Raw genomic sequence first — 20,849 nt, 5'->3', positions numbered from 1 at the left:
AAGACATGACAATTGCTCTTAAGGAAAAACCGGACGGGTTTAAACCGGCTTCACGTATCGCTTCCGTTGGCGTCTCGAAAATATTGCAAATCGGTGCGAGGGCAGCAGCGATGAAGCGCAACGGCCGTGCCGTAATTGTATTGGGCGCGGGAGAGCCGGATTTTGATACGCCACAAAATATTAAAGAAGCAGCAAAAGCGGCAATCGACAGTGGGCAAACAAAATACACTGCACTTGACGGAACGGCTGCTTTAAAAACAGCTATCGTGAATAAATTCAAACGTGAGAACGGTATTGATTATTCGAATGACGAGATTAGTGTTGCCACTGGTGCAAAACAAATTCTCTTCAATGCGTTTATGGCTACAATTGATGACGGTGACGAAGTCGTTATTCCTACCCCTTACTGGACATCGTATTCAGATATTGTAGAAATTTGCGGCGGTGTCTGTGTCACGGTGCCCTGCGAGGCAAAATTCGGATTTCGCCTACAAGCCGAACAGCTTGAAAGAGCTATCACGCCAAATACGCGTTGGGTTCTCCTGAATTCGCCTTCTAATCCAAGCGGGGCTGGCTACAGCGATGCAGATTATCGTCCGTTGATTGATGTCCTACTGCGCAATCCGCATGTCTGGCTGATGGTTGACGATATGTACGAGCATATTGTTTATGATGATTTCAAATTTGTGACGCCAGTCGCTCTGGAGCCACGTTTGAAGGAGCGAACCCTCACCATTAATGGCGTCTCCAAAGCCTATGCAATGACGGGCTGGCGTATCGGTTATGCTGGCGGGCCAAAGTCCCTGATCCGCTCCATGGCGGTTATCCAGAGTCAAGCCACATCGTGTCCCTGCTCCGTCAGTCAGGCAGCAGCGGTCGAAGCTCTGAACGGTCCGCAGTCGTTTTTGAAAGAACGACGAGATGACTTTCAGCGCCGCCGGGATATTGTCGTGAGCGGCTTAAATGCTATTGATGGTCTCGAATGCCGGACCCCAGAAGGCGCGTTCTTCACTTTCGCCGGATGTAGCGGTGTCTTGGGGAAGGTGACACCGAATGGACGAAGGCTCGCCACAGACAGCGATTTTACCGACTATCTTTTGGAAGAGGCTCTGGTTGCCGTCGTGCCCGGATCGGCATTCGGTCTATCGCCGTTCTTTCGCATTTCCTACGCTATTTCGGAGGCAGAGCTCGTCGAAGCTATAGGTAGAATTAGCCGTGCCTGTTGCGTGCTCACGTGACAATTCTTCATCAATAGGCCACGAAGCGGTTCCGGCTTTAACCGGCGGGACCGCTTTCTTCCCTAGTTCATGGGGTCGCGTGGCCGCCTCGTGCGATTAAAATACACTCTTCGCTCAGGCTCAATGACGGCGTTAGAAGGGGAGTTAGGTCGCTACTTATACATTAGGTGGAAAGATCCTTCCACCTAGCGCCCGTGTAATCATTCGGGATGCTTCCATCACGTGAACAGAATATTCCTTGATCTGTTTACGTTTAAGCCGAGTATCCGGTCCGGATATTCCGATTGCACCGACTAGCTCACCTGAGGCGCCCAGTACAGCGCAAGCGCAAGCCGAAATTCCCTCTCGCCATTCACCCTGCGGGACCGAGGCGTATCCCTGCTGGCGTATTAGATCGATGTCAGCTTTCAACTCGTCAAAATTCTTTTTCGACGCAGCTGTGTAGGGTGTAATCTGATCCCTAAACTGTTCCAGATAGGAATCTGGCAACTGTGCAAGCATCGATTTACCTGTGGCGACCGTCCACGCAGGCGCCCTCGAACCAATGCTGGTATGTGCCCTGACATGATGTGCACCCTCGATCTTGTCGACATACACGACCTGCGTTCCTTCGAGAACTGAGAGGTGAATTGTTTCACCGGTAAGTTCGGAAAGCATTGCAAGCGCTGGGTGTGCCACCTCGATAAAGTTCAGTCTTTTGATGACAAGACCGCCGAGCTGCCAGATTTTCGTTGTCAACTCATAAGTGCTATGGGGTGGGATTTGACGAACGTAGCCATGCTCGATCAGCGTCGCTAAGAGACGGTGGACATTGCTTTTTGTTAGTCCCAGCTCATTGGCGAGTTCCGTTATCCCGCGAGGTTTCTCACTGGCTGCTAAGGTTTCGATCAGTCGTAGTCCCTTGATGAAGGCTTTATCCATTGTTCGCTTGCAAAGTCTCGTTTCTAGTTTCGCATCTCAATTCATCGCAGGCAGATGTGTCGACTCTCGATGATCATGCGTTGTGATGTATTAAAAATGCGAATATAGAATAGATCCTCGGAGAGGAAAAGTGCCGAGCCAGAAAAACAGACTAAGCGCCTATTAATCACCGTGCGAGCAAAGAATTCAAGTTTTTACGGGTATATTCTCCATTTACCAATTTTTTGCGTGACCCTTTCTTCAACGTTCGAGCGGGGAGCCGTAGTATCAAGCCTGCGAATATGGCGTATTGGGTAGAGCGTTAACAATGTTAATATCAGACATGCATAGTGATTGTAGGTCCCAAAAAAGCGATGTGCCTACGATGCGCACATTTGACAATTGGCCTTGCCGCTTCTACAGGATGCCTGTGTTGGCCGAGCAGGTAATCGGATCATCATTTGCATCCAATGGATCGGCATTTCTATTAGTCGATCCATTCCAGCAATACGGTGTGGAAAGCCAGTATTTTTGACCCCGGCCGTATTCTCACCCCCTAGCTTAGCCCTGTCCCCAACATGCCTTTATCGTGGAGTGCCCAGCCCCGAAACTGGTTGGCAGAGTGCCACAGGAAGCATCACATTCTGGGTTGCCTCGTAAAGGCGTGAAAGTGCAGGAGGTAGATTTAGCATGTTTTGGAGAACGTAACTCGGTTTTCTATCGGATGAATTCGTCCATACAATTTGTCGAGCGGTTACAAAAAAAGCGCGGCTGTTACCGGTTATAGGATTGACAGGTCGCGGCACCACACGTTAACTCATATTTGGAATTAAGTTCTATATTACAGAACATACGACAAACAAGAACGCGTTCGTTGCGCGCCCCTGTTATTGGGAGGGATACTTGCTATCCGAGCTTTGCGAATTGGCCAGCATTGTTAAAACTGGTATGAAAATTGCGATCCCGGTTGATTACGCCGGCGTCTCAATGGTCATGACAAAGGCACTTGTGAAAAATGACGCAAGTGGTCTTCATGTGGTTTGCGTACCAACCGGGGGACTCCAGGCAGATATCCTGATAGGTGCTGGACTGGTCAGATGCATTGAAACGAGTGCTGTGTCGCTTGGTGAAGTAGGTGGCGCCCCGCGATTCAATGACGCCGTTAAGCGGGGTGAAGTTGAGATACTCGACTCGACATGTCCGGCCATTCATGCCGGCTTGATGGCTGCCCAAAAGGGCAGCCCCTTCTTGCCGATACGAGGGCTCATCGGGACTGATATCTTGCACAATAGGCCCGACTGGCGCCTTATCGAAAATCCTTTCTCTATAGATCCAGACCCAATCGTCCTGGTGCCGGCCATTCAGCCAGACGTCGCCATTTTCCACGCACCAATGGCCGACCGCTTCGGGAATGTATGGGTCGGGCGCCGCAGAGAGTTGGCCGCGATGGCCTATGCTTCACGACAGACTATTGTAACTGTCGAAAGGATTGTTGAAGACAGTTTGCTTGGTGACGAAATCACAGCCGCTGGCACACTCCCGTCGCTCTACGTAACGCATGTAGCTGTGGCATCCAAAGGGGCCTGGCCCTATGGTCTATGGGGAGAGTATCCGCCAGATACTGCAGAACTAAAGCGATACGCTGAACTGGCGCGAACCGTTGATGGCTTCATGCAATATATCAGGTCGACTTCTGCGGTGTCGGTGCCATGAAGCCCATTCTTGCTCGAGAGACACTAATCTATTCGATCGCACGACTCCTTGAGGGAGTCCGTCACGTCGCCGTTGGAGCATCGTCTCCCATACCCGCCGCTGGGGCAATGCTTAGACGTGCGCTCAATGATGGCGATGGCGGAGAAGCGGTCAAAATATCTATTCTGGGCTCCGTCGAACATAATTTCTTCACTAACGGTTCGACAGAGCTTTTTGATTGTGCTGGCCAGGGACGGATAGATGCCTTCTTCCTGGGGGGCGGACAGATCGACGGGACGGGCAACATTAACCTGGTCGGGGTTGGTGATTACCCTAACGGCACTGTGAGGTGGCCGGGTTCATTTGGCTCCGCTTATCTCTACTTTGTTGTTCCGCGTATCATTCTATTTCGCGAAGAGCATAGCGTGCGGGTTCTGGTCAATAAAGTAGACTTCATAAGTGCGGCTGGTGTCTCTGAGAGGAATATTCACAGGACCGGCGGGCCGTATGCCTTGCTGACTGGCAAAGGCCTTTTTCATTTTGATAAAGAGCGAGAAAATTTTCGTCTGACAAGCTTACACACAGGGCATGAACTGGCAGAAGTTGTTGAGGCAACTGGGTTTGATTTCGATTATTCGCTTGAGCCGGAGAGAACACCCGACCCAGACACTTCAATTCTTCAGTTGCTCCGAGGGCGCGTGTTGGACGAACTTAGCGAAACCTATCCGGAGTTTGCGGCCGAGATGCGCCACGAGATCGAGAAGGTTTCGTTCGGCACAGAAGAAACACAGGGAAATTGATATGACGCACACGCAAGTTTCCACCGGATCTCTTAAAGGCCTAAAAGTTATTGATGCAAGCCGGGTGTTGGGTGGGCCATATGCAGGGCAGATTCTAGCCGATCATGGCGCGGACGTTATCAAGATCGAGCCACCGGGCGGAGACGAGACTCGCGGATGGGGCCCCCCATTTTTGGACGACGCGGCGAGCTATTTTCTCGGGCTCAATCGCAATAAGCGCGGAATGGCACTCGACATGTCCAAGCCGGCAGGCCAAGAGCTGCTGCTTCATCTTCTTGGGTCCGCGGATGTCTTTATTGAGAATTTTAAGAGTGGTACGCTTGAACGCTGGGGCCTCACCCGCGCAGTTCTGTTGGAGCGTTTCCCTAAGCTCATTCATTGCAGGATATCGGGTTTTGGCGGCGACGGGCCGTTGGGCGGCTTGCCAGGCTACGACGCTGCAATCCAAGCCGCTTGCGGCATTATGAGTGTGAACGGTGAAAAGAACGGGCAGGCTTTACGTGTCGGCTTGCCAGTGGTCGATATGGTAACCGGCCTGAACGCTGTTATAGGAATTATGATGGCACTGAATGAACGTGTTGGAAGCGGCAAAGGTCAATTCGTCGAGACAACCCTCTACGACTGCGGGTTTTCTCTTCTCCATCCACATTTACCGAATTTCTATCTCTCCGGAAAAGTGGCAGGTACGTCCGGCAATGCCCATCCCAACATATGTCCGTACGACACATTCCTGACCGCAACCGATCCAATCTTTCTCGCGGTAGGCAACAACCGCCAGTTCGAGATCTTGTGCCAAAAGATCGGGAGGCCAGATCTGCCGTCTGACACACGATTTGTAAACAACGGTGAGAGGAATCAAAATCGGGACGCGTTGAAGGCTGAAATCGAGAAAGGATTGGCCAATTTTGAGTGTAAGACGATTGCAAAGGATTTAATCGAGGCCGGAGTGCCGTGCGGCGCGGTCCGAACAATCGATCAGGTGGTTGTCGATCCCCATACAAAACACAGGGAAATGGTTGTGGATATCGAAGACTTCCGGAGTACAGGAAGTCCCATAAAGATGTCGAGAACGCCGGTCAGTTATCGGCGCAAGCCGCCGCGTTTCGCTCAGCATACCGATGAGATTCTTCGCGAGTACGGTGTTGATGTCGATGAGTATCGGGATGTCTTGCCGGGGATGGAACAGGCTTCACTGGTAAAAGTGGAGACGACCTAGAGATTGTCCGGAGACAATTTAGAACGGTTTGCATTCGTGAAAGCGGTAAAGGCAAACAAGGGAATTTTTGCAAGGCCGCTTTTACCATATCGTAGTGGTCTGCTGTGATTCAGATCACTATGATTTAGATTAGGGGACTAAGACAATGAACGGTGCTGATGTTCTGTGCGAGACCTTGCTGTTAAACGGAATCGACGTCTGCTTCGCCAATCCGGGTACATCTGAGATGCACTTCGTTGCAGCCTTGGATAGACAGCCGAAAATCCGATGCGTGCTCGGCTTATTCGAGGGAGTAGTCACTGGAGCCGCGGACGGGTTTGCCCGGATGACGGATCGACCGGCGGCGACTTTGTTGCATCTGGGGCCGGGGCTGGCAAATGGTCTCGCAAACCTGCACAATGCCCGTCGTGCTTTCTCGCCGATGGTCAATGTCGTCGGTGATCATGCAACACAGCATCTCGCCTATGATGCGCCACTGACTTCCGACATAGAGTCGCTGGCGCGTCCGATGTCGGGATGGATAGGAAGAGCGCAATCTGCAGATGATGTCGGGCGACAGACTGCACGTGCAATTACGGAAGCCAACAGGGCGCCCGGCGCTATCTCTACTCTTATCCTACCTGCTGACGCTGCGTGGGGAGAGGTTCACAGCAAGGTTCCAAGCAGAGCAACCCGAATTCCCGCCGATCATCCAGACCCTGATAAGATTAGAGAGGCAGCGGAGGCACTGCGAGGTGGAAAGAATACGACCATTCTCGTTTCCGGCACTTCGCTAAGGGCGGAAAATCTCAAAGTGCTGAGCCAGATTGCTGCAATGACAGGCTCACGGCTGATGGCGCAGCAATCGAATAGCAGAATGCAACGCGGTGCAGGTCGGGTCGTTGTGGACCGAGTGCCTTTTGCAATCGATAAGGCGATTGAAACCTTCGCAGAGACGGAGCAGATTATCCTGATTGGTGCTAAGGCGCCCGTAGGTTTCTTTGCCTATCCGGGCAAACCCAGCAGCATGCTGCCTCCTGCATGCATAGTACTTGATATGGCACCGAACCATCAGGATCTGACGTCTGCAATCAACCTGCTCGCAGATGAGATCGGACTGAGCGTAAAGTCCAACGCCATTGTCGCAATGCGTGAAAAACCTCCCATGTCGAGGGGAGCACTGACGCCTGAAGCGATTTCGATCGCGCTGGCCCATCATATGCCGGAAAATTCGATTATATGCGACGAATCCGTCTCGTCAGGTCGAGATTTCTTTCGACACACTTACGGTGCAGAACCTCATGACTTCCTGCAACTGACGGGAGGGTCAATTGGCATCGGGTTGCCTCTGGCTGTTGGCGCAGCCATTGCCTGTCCAGATCGTAAGGTGATTACGCTTCAAGCGGACGGTAGCGGCATGTACACGGTACAGGCTCTCTGGACCCAGGCGCGGGAGAGGTTGGACATTCTGACCATTGTCTACGCAAATCAGTGCTACAACATTCTGCACGGCGAGCTTAAACAGGTGGGGGCCGGGGTCGCTGGCGTCAATGCAAGCAGAATGCTCGACCTAGTCGATCCGACGCTCGATTGGGTCGGTATTGCTAACGGTATGGGGGTCGAAGCTGTCCGTGTTGATACTGTGGAAGGATTTGAGAGCGCTCTGAAGGCGGCTTGCCAGCAACATGGGCCGTTTCTAATAGAGGCAATGATCTGAACCAATATAAGTCTGATTTCAAGCCCGTAGCAATGCAACAGGTTCGCCCGTCCGGTCGCTTTTCGGACGAGCGAACAGTGCCGGCGGCACCTCATTTTATCTAATTTTTTCGCAAACTCATTTTGAACTGCGGAATTCGCTAAGGCCGTTTATTTGTGTGCGCTCGTTAATTCTGATTTCCCAGTGACTGGAACACTTTGCGTACAGTCCTTTCTAGCTCGGTAGCCGGCAGCCCGATATGTTCTATAAGTGAAAGGATTCGCGATGCCGAAGGATAGCCGAATGGCAGGCATTTTAAATGTTCTGCTAGTGGCGGCGACAAAAGTCGCTGCGGAATGACAGAAACGCCAAATCCCTGAGAGACGAGCTGCTCTATCGTATCTAGAGAGTCGATTTCCATGCCGTCGTTTAGATAAATGGCTTGTATTTGTAAGTCTGCGGCAATTTTCTGTCCTAGCCAAGCACGTTTATTGAACGCGATAAATGGCAACGCAGTGATGAGCTCTGCAGCAGAGTTTACGTGTTTCAGAGATTGCGGGCCTACGATGAACAGAGGTTCGCGCGCAATTTCGGTGACTACCAGCTCCGGCATCTGCATGCTCGGTGCAGTGATTAATGCGTAGTCAATTTCGCGCCGTAATACGGCTGCTGCCAATTCGCCAGACAATCCTGATTTGATATTGATCTGAAGATCGGGAAATTCGTGCCGCAAGCAGGTGATTACCCGGGGAAGAATACGTGTCAGTGTTGTCGGAACAAAACCGATCGTAATAGACTTTGCGATGTCGATGCCTTTTGCAATTCTTCTTATCTTGTCCTCTAGCTCAAGTATCTCGTGTGCAATTTCGGCGATGGCAAATCCTTCAACCGTTAACGTTGGCGGACGGGTGGAACGGTTAAAAATTTTTATCCCGAGTTCTTGCTCGAACCTAAGCATCTGAATGCTCACGGCTGAAGGGCTGAGCCCGATTTGGTCGCCGGTTGAAGCAAAACTTTGTTGTTTCAAGAACGTCACGACCGTTCTGAACTGGCGGAGATTCATGCTGCATTGCCCTTCGAAGAAGATATAGAGTGAATATTTGTCATGATAAAATGCATATCTTTAAACTGGCAACACTTCTTTTTAGTTTCTAGAATGCCGATATGAAAAATTTAGACCACACAATCTTATCTTCCGATGGTCCTCTGCAAGGCATTAGAGTGCTCGATCTATCGCGCATTCTAGCAGGGCCGTCATGTACGCAATTGCTTGGCGATATGGGGGCGGATATCATTAAGATAGAGCGCCCCGGCGAAGGGGACGACACCCGAAGCTGGGGCCCCCCATTTGTCACAGACCCAGACGGCTGTCCCACAAGGGAAAGCGCGTATTTTCTATGTGCTAATCGCAACAAGAGATCGCTGGCGCTCGACATCTCTGATCCGGATGATGTCAAGATACTCAAGAAGCTTGTGAAAGAATGCGATATTATAGTGGAAAATTTCAAGGTCGGAGGATTGCGCAAATACGGGCTGGACTATGAGAGCCTAGCTGAGGAAAAGCCCGATCTTGTGTACTGTTCGATCACCGGCTTTGGTCAGACCGGGCCGAATGCAGCTAAGCCAGGTTATGATTTACTTGCTCAGGCTTATGGCGGGATCATGAGCTTGACTGGTGAGCCGACTGGGGAGCCGATGAAAGTCGGCGTCGGTGTGGCGGATGTTGTCTGTGGTCTATATGCGGCTACTGCCATCCTCGCCGCACTGCGACATCGGGATCAGACTGGTGTTGGTCAGCAAATCGACATCGCTCTCGTGGACTCCCAGATATCGTGGCTCGTGAATGCAGGTACATATTATCTGTTGTCCGGCAAAGCGCCTGAGAGACACGGCAACCAGCATCCAAACATTGTTCCTTATCAAGTGTTTGAAGTTTCAGATGGGTATGTCGTGGTAGCTGTGGGAAACGACCGTCAGTACCGGAGCCTTTGCGATATTGTTGAGCGACCCGATCTGGCAACCGATAGTCGTTTCGAAACCAACGCAGCTCGTATCGAAAACCGTGAGGTATTGATTAAGGCTTTGGAGAAAGAGCTTAAACGGATTTCGAAACAAAGTCTGGTCGTTGAGATGGAACGCGCAGGTGTTCCGGGCGGCCCCATCAATTCGCTTTCAGATGTTTTTGCGTCTGAACAGGTGGAAAGCCGCGAGATGAAGATTTCCATGCCCTACCCGACGTCAAATACCGGCGATGTGAGCCTGATCGGCAATCCGATTAAGTTCAGCGATACGCCAGTTACATATCGTCGGGCGCCACCGACCTGCGGGGAACACACCAACGAAATTCTCGAGCAATTTGGCCTGATAGATTCAGCGCCCCAGCTGATTTTGAAATGAGGAGTATGACATGACTGCTGCAACCCCTATTACCAGCGATTTGATGGCCGAAGCGCGCGAGCTTGCGGAAAGTGAATTTCGACCAAAGGCGGCAGAAATAGATCGAACCGAAGCTTATCCATGGCAAAATGTAAAAAAGCTTGCGAAAGCTGGCTTTATGGGGATGACTCTTCCAAAGCAGTATGGCGGCCGTGGATTGACCTATCGCGACGCAGTAGTTGTAATTGAGGAAATGTCCCGTTGCTGCGGGACAATGGGACGGATCACGGTCGAAGCCAATATGGGGGCGATTGGCGCGATCATGCGCTATGGCTCTGACAAGCAAAAACATCTCGCCAGCGAACTAGTGTTGGCAGGCGACAAGCCGGCGATTTGTATAACTGAACCGGCTGCTGGCAGTGCTGCCACCGAGATGACAACAACTGCGAGCAAAATCGGCGACAAGTACGTCATCAATGGTAAGAAGCATTGGATTACTGGAGGTGGTGTCTCACAGCTGCATCTCGTTTTCGCCCGTCTGATCGAAAATGGCCAATCAAAGGGCATCGCTGGCTTTATTGCTGTCAGGGACAAAACCCCAGGCCTGGTAGTCGGCAAGCGAGAACCAGCAATGGGGCTTCGCGGAATACCTGAAACTGAAATTCTCTTTGAAGATATGGAAATCGATGAAGATATGGTCGTCGTTCCGCCGGAGGGTATCAAGCGAGGTTTCGCAGGTTTGATGCGCGCCTACAATTCTCAACGTGTGGGTGCGGGAACGGTCGCATTGGGAATCGCTCAGGGCGCTTTTGAACACGCTGTTACCTATGCACAAGAGCGTCAGCAATTTGGGCGCCCCATAGCCGAATTCCAAGGGCTACAATGGATGATCGCGGACATGTCGATTTCATTAGCTGCTGCCCGCGGACTGCTTCGGTCCGCAGCAGAAACGCAGGTTGATGGCTTTCCAGAGATATGTGCTGCCGCACAGGCGAAAATTCTCGCCGCAGAAGCAGCTCAATCCGTAACCAGTGCCGCCCTTCAAATCCATGGTGCGATGGGCTATTCCCGTAATTTGCCACTGGAACGCATGGTGCGTGATGCGCGGATGTTCAGTATAGCAGGCGGCACAGCGCAGATCCTGCGCACGCAGGTCGCCGGAGCAGTGATGGATATGAAAACACCGCAAACACGGGACGGATATCTGCAAAAGGAGGTGACTCCAGACAGAGGAAATGCGCTTCTGAGCGTTGCAAGTTCCATGTAAGGATCGTACCGTGAGACAATATCAAAATTCAGACGGCCTCGCCTTTACAGCGACATCAACCGAAAGCGCCACGGCATTCAGCGCCTTTACCACTGCCTATATGGGATTTCGCCGCGACACCGGCGGTCTGCTCAAGGCATTGGCAGAAAGCGATCCTGATATGCCTATGGCTCGATGCGCCAAAGGTTACCTTGCCAAATTGATCGGCAGTTCAAACCATTCAGCAAGAGCGAGTGTCATTTCTAGTGAGATGAGTGAGTTACTCAAGCAAACTGGTGCAAATGATCGCGAACGTGCCCACGCCGCTGCGCTGGCGCATTGGTGTGCTGGTGATCTTGAAAAGGCAACCGGTGTGTGGGAGAGGATCTTGCTCGACTACCCTCTCGACGGGCTTGCCTTGCGACTAGCGCATTTTACTCATTTTTATTCTGGTGATCCGCGCAGGATGCGAGATTCGATGGCGCGTATTCTCCCTCTCTGGAAGCCTGACCACACGGACTATGGTTTCCTGCTGGGAATGTACGCTTTTGGCCTTGAGGAAAACGGAGAATACTACGCGGCGGAAAAATATGGTCGCATGGCAGTGGATCGAAACCCAGCCGATGCATGGTCAGTGCACTCGGTAGCCCATGTTCTTGAGATGACTGAAAGGACCGACGAAGGCATCAAGTGGGTTATGGATCTCGAAAACAGCTGGTCTTCAGTTAATAATTTTCGGTTTCACCTGTATTGGCATCGGTGTCTTTATCATTTGGAACGCGGTGAATTTGAGACAGTATTGCGATTGTATGATGAGCAAATCGTATCGGATATCGAATCGGATTTTTATCTCGATATCTGCAATGCGTCGTCTCTGTTATGGCGACTGGAAATGTTTGGCATCGATATAGGTCAACGTTGGAAGTCACTTTTAGACGTTGCCCGGCGACATGTAAACGATACGGATTTGATTTTCGTATCGCTCCACTATCTCATGGCGCTCGTCGCCGGGGGCGATCGCGAAGCTGCTGACCGTATGCTCTCTAACATAAAAGAATGGTCGACCTTGAATGGTACGCAGGCCCAAATTTGTGCGGAATCTGGACTAGCGCTTGCACAAGGGCTCAAACTGGCTCGAGCTGGCCGATTTGCAGAGGCCGTGGCGATCATGGAGCCAGTTCGATACAAGCTAGACCGTATCGGGGGCAGCAGGGCTCAACGCGACGTATTCCACATGATCCTGTTAGATGCAGTCAAATCCAGCAGCGATACACTGCGCGCACGCGCGCTTTTTGCCGAACGCTTAGGCCATAAGGCACATTCGAGCTGGTCCTGGAAAGGATATGGAGAAGTTCTCAGCACCCTTGGACAAAGCGACCTAGCCCAACAGGCGCGTGCGAAAGCCGCGTCGATTATTGCGGGATCTTAGTTTTGAAGAAGCTACCCCGAGGACATGCCTATGGGTAGGGTAATTGATTATGCTGCTTCCTGCAAAAGAGTCGCGAAGAACTCGGCTTGTGTCTTAAATCCAAGACACAAGCGCGGGGTTGCATTAGGGCTGTGGGCGAGGGCAGTTAACTAAACCTGGGTGACCGTTGTCAGGTCAGTGTTGCTGGGCAAGCAGCGCCAAATGCGTTTGTTGATTTTCTCAATAACGCCTATTTGCCAAGGTGAGTTCGGGTGTCAAAACCAGATTTCTAAAATAGAACCCACCCGGCTACACACCGCCGACGGCATAAGCAAAATCATGGAGCTGTCAGATATGAGTTTACCTGGTTAACTTTTCGTCCAGCATCTGCTCCTCCTCTAGAACGTGTCCCTTCAAGTTGCATCATATCCGCACGAGGGAAACGCTCTAGAGTCTCATTACACTATTGCTTATTTTTTACGACATGGCATGTCGGTACCTTCAGCGTTAATTGCCGTACCTGCAGCTGTTTCGATGCCATGAATAAGCTTCGAACGAGCCTCAATAGAAGCAAGCAGGGCTTCACCAAGATCCAAAGCGCGTTCAGATTGGCGGACGCTATAATCTGTCAAATATTTTGATGCCAATTCTGGTTTCTCAGCCTTGTAGAGAATATCAGCCGTTGCCTGAACTTCCCGTATATCGTCGATCTGCTTAGCTTCAAAGGCTTCAAGTGCTTGTGTGACCTCTGGAAGAAATGTCTCTGGATTAGCGCAGGTATGGTACATGATGCGCTTGAACAAACGTCCTGCAAACTGTGTTGCTTCCTGAGATTGATATTCGGCATTCAGAAATGTGGAACCTGCATCGCGGAAAAGGTATCTATGAATCCCATATTCTGGAATGACCTTATTGATGCCAATATGGTACGGCACGAATGGCGCGGTAACTGAGCCAGTTGGCGCAACCCATAGCAAATTGAGGCCTGAATGAGCTGTGTTTCGCAGCTGAGCTACTTCACCGTAGCCGGAGCGTTCGGTTGATACGCGTGGATCACGGACCAGCTTCATCATTTTTTTTAGCGTGACCGGTGCCATTTCATGCAGTTCTTTTTCAACTGTATCAATTGTCCAGTGTTTTTGGCCAGTTCGCATGGGGCGGTCTTGTTCGCTGTAGACAGCATGAACATTGAATGGCTTATCACCTTCACGCTTCCACCAGCCCTGTTCTATAGCGACATCATAGAAATTGGGTGAGGCCATATAATCCTTACTTTCAGTTATGTCGGCTGGAATTTCACCGATATAACCTGGATATGAGACGCGAACGTCATCAGGTCCTAAGCGTTCAGCAACCCATAATCCCTTGCCACCTGCAAACTGAATCATCACCCAACCTTCATCCTTATCTGCGATCAGATGCGAGTTGCCGCCGTATGTCGTGTAGCCATGCTTATTTATTAAGTCACCAATGATTTCGACGGCCTCACGTGCCGTTTTCGCCCGCTCCAATCCAATGCGTGCAAGGTCACTATATTGTGGTCCTGTTTGTGGATTTGGGGTCATTTTCACAAGTTCATCACGTGAATTAGACCAGATATCTCGGATCGCGACGCCGTACTCGTTCAGACCACCATTGGTCAAAGGTGCTGGAAAGCCTTCAAAATCGCTATAATTCATGTTTATATATTTATAGGTCTCAGGCACTTGAGGGATTTCGATAAGTTTGCCTGGCATGTAAGCTTTGTCAGTCGCGCCTACAGATATTGTCGAGCCTTCTGGATGCTTTTTAGCCGGCACTACGGTTAGCCAGTGACCGGACACTTCTTCACCCGTTCCGCCGATTAGAACAGAACCATCATCTGTTAAATTCTTTCCAACATAAAAACCATAGCTAGCAAAAGCATTTGAATAAAGCATTGATAGCATCAATACATTCAAAGACAGAACTTTACCAAATTTCAAAACTTTCATCACTTCTTCTTCCATTAATTACTACATTTCTCATACGTGCATCATCAAAAATATTCACGTACGTTTTCGTAACATCGGCACTTATAGCAATTATTTTCACTGTGTCACATTCGATGTCCGAAAACATCAGCGATACATTCAGAGACAATCAATATATTAAAAATGAGCTGCTTCGGTTGTTATTTGGAAATGATGCAGGGTGTAGTTACTAAACGGAGATTTCAGTTTCACGCATATTCAATTGCCCAAGTCGGGCCGAGCCAATGTATTGTTATATGCTTACGGATCTCCATTTGATTGTTTGGGTTGCAGCTTTGAAGTATTGTTAGGTTCGTCCTGCAGCCTTGGATTTCATGAGCGCACCTTGGCGAGCGAAATCTGTTTTTGCCGCGACACCCCAAACGACATGATCTTTGCAGTCGTCGAATGCGGTTCGGAATCCATCAACAAAAATTCTGTAGCCCGCTCAGGGGTAATCGTCCAAAGGCTGAGGGGAAAGCGGTAGTACACCCATATAACTTCGGCGATGGTTTCTTGTAATTGGCGTTCAACTATCGTTTTTTTATGAACCAAAGTGAGCCAGTCCTTTGAACATTGCCATGTAGGACTACAGCAGTCTTCAGCCCGATTGGTTCATCCAGACGAGCTCGGCCTCAATAACATCGAAAGAGCTGCCGCAACGTACAGTTATTGACACAGGTCGAACGGTGCGATGACCTGACGAAGAAAGTCGATGAGTTTATTTGCAGCCAGAGATCTTGGGTGATTTTTTGGCGTAAGAAGACAGAGGTCAATCGTTGTTTCTTGAACGATGCGTCGTCTAATCAACATATCGGGAGAGAAATCCAAGCCGACAAACGAGGAGACGTTCACAGCGACGGGTCATCTTTGCAGATCATTGGTTGTCATGGGTTGCGACTTGAGCTGCACGCCGCACATTCAAAAAAGCCACGACACTCGTCCTGTCTCGAAGGCTGCCCAATGCAAGTTCGCTTACGTGCCTCAATAAACTAGGCCATTCAGAATTCGAGTTTTCCACGCATGAGCCCTAATCGGGGAGAAGCCGAATTTTATGCAGATTGCATTCGTTTCGAAGCAGGCAGAAGATGGGATGCCGATCACCTAAGAGCTCCATGAAACCTACAATAAAACTGCACCATCGCTCCATATAGTATTGATATGGAGTGATGAACCGGTGGGCCGACGACCTGAGGGTTCAAATACTAACGAGCAACGTCATTATGCAACATGTGGTTTTCGCGAGACGACCGAGAACATTTATTTAAGGGAAATCAAATGACTGATAAAACTTCAGTAATTGTGTTTTCTCCTCCTCTTGTTGATTTGGTAGACAACAAGTTCTTCATCAAAGCGGAAGACGCTGATGGCAAGTGCTGGGACCTAATCGGCCCCATATCAGATGAAAAAGTTGCGATCCTGATCCGTGCAACGCTTCGCGAATTAGAAGATGGTTGGGGTTATTTATCAGCTTTAAGAGACGCGATTTCTGATACATCTCCAGGCAGCGATTAACATGCTTTGCATAAAATACAGTGGCACTTTTGCAGGGTCCGGCGACTGGAATGCCATCTGTAGTGGCTTCGTTTAGCAGTTGGGAAACTGGCGAATTGGGAGCTCCCGAATACATAGGGGCCAACAGAATCTCATTCATTCTGAAGGTATATTATGCTATCCGATGCGGATGTTAATTATTCGGCCAAAAGAAAATACTATGCTTCTAAGAAATTTTTCAATCGTCTGCATTCTGTTATTTTTGTTCGCATTTTTAATGTCGTATCTCATTAACACGACAAAACAACCACGTGATCACTCTCCAAATGCATTCTTGCACTACGTCCGTTAAAGTATCCTGCTTCGCTACGGCTCTTAGCATATACCTGTCTGAGGTTTATATTATAGGGGGTTGAATCTTCGTATCTCACTGTTTGTAAGAAACCCCTAAATCTCCACGTAATCTGCACAGATCCTCGATATTATCTCAGCGTAACGATGCGACAAGCAGGCAGTAGATTAAGCTTGGACCGCAAAATGACAATCCGCCGCATTTCAATTTTCGCTATCGTATTAGGCGGGTTCTTCTTCGCTATTATTCTTGCTTTTCAAGAACGGAGTAGGTCTGCTGGGAAAGCAGAAGTAGCCTCCTCTGAGGAACGAGCGAGCGCTGTAACTATGAAAGTTACGCGGGAATCCGTTGTTATTACCGATGAACTGCCGGGGCGCATTGTGGCCTTTCAAAAGGTCGAAATAAGGCCCCAAGTCGGTGGGATAATTAAGAAGAAAGTTGTTGAAGCCGGCTCCCGTGTAAATGCGGGCCAGATACTTTTTGAAATTGAACCCGCTTTGTTTTTAGCAGACCTGGAAACTGCGCGAGCCGCATTGACACGTGCAGAGAGCGGTTTAGAACATGCTCGCTCGGCATTTCAGCGCGCTGAAGCTTTGCTCGCGAGTAAGGCAGCAAGTCTTAAAAATTATGAAGACGCACGCAATAATTTGTCGACAGCGCAGGCAAATCTGGCCGAGGCTCGTGCTGCTTTTCACCGTCGTCAGCTTGATCTTGACTTCGCCACCATAAGATCGCCGATTGATGGCTACATCGGGCGAACCGTCGCGGACGAAGGCTCTCTCGCATCAATTTCGGGGCAGACCGAACTCGCAGTCGTTCAGCAGCTGGAACGTGTTTATGTGGATTTACGCCTGCCTGCGACAAAACTCGATGCCGTGCAATTTGCGGCAGAAGAGAAAATAGGCCAGATTGAGATACTACGTGCCGATGGCAAGCCATATTCCTATCCGGCGAAGCTGGTGCTTTCAGATGTTACGGTTGACACCGTGACGGGCAATGCAACGATCCGAGTGCTCGTTGAGAATCCTGAATTGCAGCTTTTGCCTGGCATGTTTGTTCGTGCCCAAGTGCCAAGCGGATTGCTCTCCGACGTAATACTTGTTCCTGAATATGCTCTCGTTCGGACAGGAGGAGACGACGCCAGTCTTATGGTCGTTGATCCCGACGGGCGCGCAAAAAGGCGCAAAATAACGCTTGGAGAAGCCACCGCTCGCCGTGTGGTGGTCAAGTCAGGGCTTCAACCGGGTGAAACCATCGTAATTCGCGGTCAGGACCGTTTGCAGGATGGGATGCTCGTAAACGCCGATCACTCACCAAACGCGACGACTGTGAAAGACAAGATTTAAAGGCCAGATCACCATGCCACAATTCTTCATCAATCGCCCGGTGTTTGCCTGGGTGATTGCCATATTCATTGCATTGGCTGGTGTTGTTGCGATCCCACAACTGCCGGTTTCACGTTATCCTGTTATCGCACCGCCGAATATCAGTATTTTCACAACATATACTGGAGCTTCTGTTCAAACGGTCAATGATAGTGTGGTTGCTCCTATCGAAAAGGAACTCTCAAGCGTCAAAAACGTTTTATATTATGAATCGACTGTCGACTCGACAGGTGCTGCGAATATCACGGTGACGTTCAAACCTGGAACGGACCCCGAACTCGCGCAAGTGGATGTTCAAAACAGGTTGAAAAATGCCGAGCCTCGTCTTCCAGAAGTCGTTCGCCGTAACGGAATAAATGTGGAAGCGTCAGAGTCGGGCTTCCTTATGGTCATTGCACTCAAGTCACGCAGCGGTGAGACAGACGAGTTGAGCCTTGGTGACTATCTGACGCGTAACATCGCCGAGGAGCTCAAACGCGTTCCCGGCGTTGGACGTACCCAACAATTTGGTTCCGAACGTGCAATGCGTGTTTGGGTTAACCCGACAAAACTGGCTGCCTACAACCTGAGCATGTCCGACGTGACGAGCGCGATTGCCCGCGAAAATGCTCAAGTTTCGTCGGGCAGGGTCGGGGATGAACCGACCGTTCCGGGGACCACAGTTTCAACGCCACTGATTGTGCATGGACAGTTGAACTCACCCGAGGCGTTTGCAGCAATACCTTTGAGAACCCAGACAGATGGCGCGCGGCTGCTGTTGTCCGATGTTGCACGTGTGGAACTTGGCGCACAGACTTTTGCCTTCAGCGTCAGCAGTAACAGCAAGCCTGCTGCAGCAGCGGCGATACAAATGTCGCCGGGTGCCAATGCCGTCAGCACTGCGGCGGCGATCGAAAAGCGGTTAGGTGAACTGCAGGCTACAATGCCGAGTGATCTCTCAGTCTCAATTTCCTACAATACCGCGCCCTTCGTGAAAGTGTCGATTTTGAAGGTGGTGCAGACACTTGTAGAGGCAATGGTTCTGGTGTTCCTCGTGATACTGCTGTTTCTGCAGAAGTTGCGGTACACATTGATCCCAACAATTGTCGCGCCGATCGCGCTGCTTGGCACATTCGCGGTGATGCTGGTTGCCGGTTACACGATCAATGTTTTGACCATGTTTGGCATGGTTTTGGCAATCGGTATCATTGTTGACGACGCCATTGTCGTCGTCGAAAACGTAGAACGGATCATGGCAAGGGAGGGGCTCTCGCCGAAGGAGGCTACTCGCAAAGCAATGCGCGAAATTTCGGGTGCAATCGTCGGGATCACATTGGTTTTGGTCGCCGTCTTTATCCCTATGGGATTGTCCGATGGTTCTGTGGGAGCAATCTACCGCCAATTCACAATGTCGATGGCAGTGTCGATCCTGTTTTCAGCCTTCCTCGCACTTACCCTTACGCCTGCTTTGTGCGCCACTATCCTCAAGCCTGTCGGCCCCCACGCAGAAGTACGTTTCTTCTCGTGGTTTAATACCAAGTTTGACCGTTTAAGTGCACGCTATACCGGCGCTATCGGCTGGATTTTACGGCGTGGTGTTCGGATATTGTTGGTTTACATTTTGCTCTTGGGAGTACTAGGCGTTAGCTACTCTCAACTGCCGACATCGTTCGTGCCTGAAGAAGATCAGGGAAATTTCATGGCAATGTTCGAGCTGCCGGCTGGTGCCACAGCAGAGCGCACGCGGGAGATTATTGCAAAATATGAAAAACACACCGCCTCCCGCCCTGATATTACTGAGAGCATTGTTATTCAAGGTTTCGGATTTTCCGGCTCTGGTCCGAATGCTGCTCAGGCGTTTACCAGTCTTAAGGCTTGGAGTGATCGTAAGACAACGGTTAACGAAGAGATCGCGGCGGCGCAAGCGGCGATGGCGGATATTCCGGAGGGAACCGCGATGATAATGAAACCACCGGCCATTGAATCGCTGGGAACAACATCTGGTTTCTCCCTTCGCTTGGAGGATCGGGGTAATGCCGGGCCAACAGCACTGAAAGCGGCCGAGAGTGAGTTGATAAGGCTCGCCTCCAAGAGCAAATTGCTCACGGGCGTGATGACGGATGGGCTTCCAGATGGGCAGAGTATTGCGTTGAATATTGATCGCCAGAAGGCGCTGGCTCTCGGTGTTTCTTTTTCAACCGTGAGCGACATGATTTCGACAGCAATCGGGTCAACTTATGTCAACGATTTTCCGAAAGACGGCCGCCTCCAACAGGTAGTCGTGCAAGCCGATGCACAGCATCGTATGCATATTGATGATGTGCTTCGCCTTGAAGTGCGCAATATTGATGGCGCGATGGTTCCCCTGTCGGAGTTTGTCCAGCCTGTCTGGCAAATGACGCCGCTTCAATTGGCGCGCTATAACGGCTACCCCGCTGCTCGTCTTTCAGGTTCAGCTGCGCCGGGTGTTTCGAGTGGAGTGGCAATGTCCGAGATGGAGCGATTGGCAAAACAGTTACCGTCAGGATTTGCGGTTGCGTGGACGGGGCAATCGCTACAGGAAAGACAATCCGCAACCCAGACGCCAATTCTTTTAGCCGCATCGATGCTCGTGGTATTTCTGGTCTTGGCCGCACTTTACGAAAGCTGGACAATCCCGCTGGCCGTTATGTTGGTTGTGCCGCTTGGCGTGCTCGGGGCTGTGCTGGCTGTGCTGGCGCGGGGCATGGAAAATGATGTGTTTTTCAAAGTCGGCGTCATTACAATAATCGGACTTTCTGCAAAGAACGCCATTTTGTTGATTGAATATGCTCGCCATCTGCGCAACGAGGGGCAAAGCCTCAACAGAGCAGTGCTTAAGGCATCACGATTGAGATTCCGGCCAATTCTGATGACTTCACTGGCCTTTATCTTGGGGGTCGTGCCACTCATGATCGCGCGCGGGGCCGGTTCTGAAATTCAGAATGCAATAGGAACAGGGGTTTTTGGAGGAATGTTATCCGCAACCGTCCTGGCTGTTTTCTTTGTACCCTTGTTATATGTAACAATCAGCCGATTAATCAGAGTAAGAAAATAACACCTGTCCGCAGAACCCAGT

Annotated in this window: 15 protein-coding genes; 11 read left to right on the top strand and 4 right to left on the bottom strand. The window is 50.5% G+C overall.

From position 1 onward, the window contains the following. Window positions 1-5 precede the first annotated feature (5 nt). Window positions 6-1,238, top strand: a complete 1,233-nt coding sequence (locus KMS41_22500) for a pyridoxal phosphate-dependent aminotransferase (protein QWK80505.1) — start codon at window positions 6-8, stop codon at window positions 1,236-1,238. A 156-nt stretch (window positions 1,239-1,394) separates the two neighbouring features. Here the strand turns inward: KMS41_22500 and KMS41_22495 are convergent, their stop codons facing one another. Further along, a complete protein-coding gene (locus KMS41_22495) occupies window positions 1,395-2,159 on the bottom strand; it encodes an IclR family transcriptional regulator (GenBank protein ID QWK80504.1) in 765 nt (254 codons plus the stop codon). Between the two features lie 882 nt (window positions 2,160-3,041). Between KMS41_22495 and KMS41_22490 the strand changes: the two genes are divergently transcribed. The 4 genes from KMS41_22490 to KMS41_22475 all read left to right on the top strand — a co-directional run bounded on the left by KMS41_22490 (window position 3,042) and on the right by KMS41_22475 (window position 7,542). Beyond that, window positions 3,042-3,851: a CoA synthetase gene (locus KMS41_22490; GenBank protein ID QWK80503.1), complete on the top strand. Its 810-nt coding sequence runs from the start codon at window positions 3,042-3,044 to the stop codon at window positions 3,849-3,851. Beyond that, window positions 3,848-4,630 (top strand): CoA synthetase, encoded by a 783-nt coding sequence (locus tag KMS41_22485; GenBank protein ID QWK80502.1) that lies wholly within the window; start codon window positions 3,848-3,850, stop codon window positions 4,628-4,630. Before KMS41_22490 ends, KMS41_22485 begins: the two co-directional genes overlap by 4 nt. A gap of 1 nt (window position 4,631) precedes the next feature. Continuing rightward, window positions 4,632-5,846 (top strand): CoA transferase, encoded by a 1,215-nt coding sequence (locus tag KMS41_22480; GenBank protein ID QWK80501.1) that lies wholly within the window; start codon window positions 4,632-4,634, stop codon window positions 5,844-5,846. A 145-nt stretch (window positions 5,847-5,991) separates the two neighbouring features. Next, window positions 5,992-7,542, top strand: a complete 1,551-nt coding sequence (locus tag KMS41_22475; GenBank protein ID QWK80500.1) for an acetolactate synthase large subunit — start codon at window positions 5,992-5,994, stop codon at window positions 7,540-7,542. Window positions 7,543-7,708: 166 nt separating this feature from the next. Here the strand turns inward: KMS41_22475 and KMS41_22470 are convergent, their stop codons facing one another. Further along, a complete protein-coding gene (locus KMS41_22470; protein ID QWK80499.1) occupies window positions 7,709-8,584 on the bottom strand; it encodes a LysR family transcriptional regulator in 876 nt (291 codons plus the stop codon). Between the two features lie 101 nt (window positions 8,585-8,685). Between KMS41_22470 and KMS41_22465 the strand changes: the two genes are divergently transcribed. The 3 genes from KMS41_22465 to KMS41_22455 are packed head-to-tail and all read left to right on the top strand — an operon-like array spanning window position 8,686 to window position 12,572. After that, window positions 8,686-9,918: a CoA transferase gene (locus KMS41_22465; GenBank protein QWK80498.1), complete on the top strand. Its 1,233-nt coding sequence runs from the start codon at window positions 8,686-8,688 to the stop codon at window positions 9,916-9,918. Window positions 9,919-9,928: 10 nt separating this feature from the next. Next, window positions 9,929-11,164, top strand: coding sequence for an acyl-CoA dehydrogenase family protein (locus KMS41_22460; protein QWK80497.1), 1,236 nt, complete (start codon window positions 9,929-9,931; stop codon window positions 11,162-11,164). A gap of 10 nt (window positions 11,165-11,174) precedes the next feature. Then, window positions 11,175-12,572, top strand: a complete 1,398-nt coding sequence (locus KMS41_22455; GenBank protein ID QWK80496.1) for a tetratricopeptide repeat protein — start codon at window positions 11,175-11,177, stop codon at window positions 12,570-12,572. Between the two features lie 449 nt (window positions 12,573-13,021). On the opposite strand, the gene KMS41_22450 is transcribed toward KMS41_22455, so the two are convergent. Then, window positions 13,022-14,539 carry a C69 family dipeptidase gene (locus KMS41_22450; protein QWK80495.1) on the bottom strand — a complete coding sequence of 506 codons (1,518 nt, stop codon included), beginning with the start codon at window positions 14,537-14,539 and terminating at the stop codon, window positions 13,022-13,024. 336 nt (window positions 14,540-14,875) lie between these two features. Continuing rightward, window positions 14,876-15,097 (bottom strand): hypothetical protein, encoded by a 222-nt coding sequence (locus KMS41_22445; protein QWK80494.1) that lies wholly within the window; start codon window positions 15,095-15,097, stop codon window positions 14,876-14,878. A gap of 723 nt (window positions 15,098-15,820) precedes the next feature. On the opposite strand from KMS41_22445, the gene KMS41_22440 reads away from it, so the two are divergent. The 3 genes from KMS41_22440 to KMS41_22430 all read left to right on the top strand — a co-directional run bounded on the left by KMS41_22440 (window position 15,821) and on the right by KMS41_22430 (window position 20,828). Next, window positions 15,821-16,057, top strand: coding sequence for a hypothetical protein (locus tag KMS41_22440; GenBank protein QWK80493.1), 237 nt, complete (start codon window positions 15,821-15,823; stop codon window positions 16,055-16,057). Between the two features lie 516 nt (window positions 16,058-16,573). Further along, a complete protein-coding gene (locus KMS41_22435) occupies window positions 16,574-17,734 on the top strand; it encodes an efflux RND transporter periplasmic adaptor subunit (GenBank protein QWK80492.1) in 1,161 nt (386 codons plus the stop codon). Window positions 17,735-17,747: 13 nt separating this feature from the next. Continuing rightward, window positions 17,748-20,828 (top strand): multidrug efflux RND transporter permease subunit, encoded by a 3,081-nt coding sequence (locus tag KMS41_22430; GenBank protein ID QWK80491.1) that lies wholly within the window; start codon window positions 17,748-17,750, stop codon window positions 20,826-20,828. The last annotated feature ends 21 nt before the right edge of the window (window positions 20,829-20,849 follow it).

Origin of the sequence: Ochrobactrum sp. BTU1 (assembly GCA_018798825.1) — a bacterium.
Classification (GTDB): domain Bacteria; phylum Pseudomonadota; class Alphaproteobacteria; order Rhizobiales; family Rhizobiaceae; genus Brucella.
The sequence above is the reverse complement of the archived record's forward strand: the minus strand, read 5'-3'. Positions and strand labels throughout refer to the sequence as shown.

What these genes read in the sequence shown, in the direction of transcription:
- KMS41_22480 (QWK80501.1), top strand. Translation starts at nt 4,632, where the DNA reads ATGACGCACACGCAAGTTTCCACCGGATCTCTTAAAGGCCTAAAAGTT.
- KMS41_22460 (QWK80497.1), top strand. Translation starts at nt 9,929, where the DNA reads ATGACTGCTGCAACCCCTATTACCAGCGATTTGATGGCCGAAGCGCGC.
- KMS41_22450 (QWK80495.1), bottom strand. Translation starts at nt 14,539, where the DNA reads ATGGAAGAAGAAGTGATGAAAGTTTTGAAATTTGGTAAAGTTCTGTCT.
- KMS41_22495 (QWK80504.1), bottom strand. Translation starts at nt 2,159, where the DNA reads ATGGATAAAGCCTTCATCAAGGGACTACGACTGATCGAAACCTTAGCA.
- KMS41_22500 (QWK80505.1), top strand. Translation starts at nt 6, where the DNA reads ATGACAATTGCTCTTAAGGAAAAACCGGACGGGTTTAAACCGGCTTCA.
- KMS41_22470 (QWK80499.1), bottom strand. Translation starts at nt 8,584, where the DNA reads ATGAATCTCCGCCAGTTCAGAACGGTCGTGACGTTCTTGAAACAACAA.
- KMS41_22465 (QWK80498.1), top strand. Translation starts at nt 8,686, where the DNA reads ATGAAAAATTTAGACCACACAATCTTATCTTCCGATGGTCCTCTGCAA.
- KMS41_22435 (QWK80492.1), top strand. Translation starts at nt 16,574, where the DNA reads ATGACAATCCGCCGCATTTCAATTTTCGCTATCGTATTAGGCGGGTTC.
- KMS41_22485 (QWK80502.1), top strand. Translation starts at nt 3,848, where the DNA reads ATGAAGCCCATTCTTGCTCGAGAGACACTAATCTATTCGATCGCACGA.
- KMS41_22430 (QWK80491.1), top strand. Translation starts at nt 17,748, where the DNA reads ATGCCACAATTCTTCATCAATCGCCCGGTGTTTGCCTGGGTGATTGCC.
- KMS41_22475 (QWK80500.1), top strand. Translation starts at nt 5,992, where the DNA reads ATGAACGGTGCTGATGTTCTGTGCGAGACCTTGCTGTTAAACGGAATC.
- KMS41_22440 (QWK80493.1), top strand. Translation starts at nt 15,821, where the DNA reads ATGACTGATAAAACTTCAGTAATTGTGTTTTCTCCTCCTCTTGTTGAT.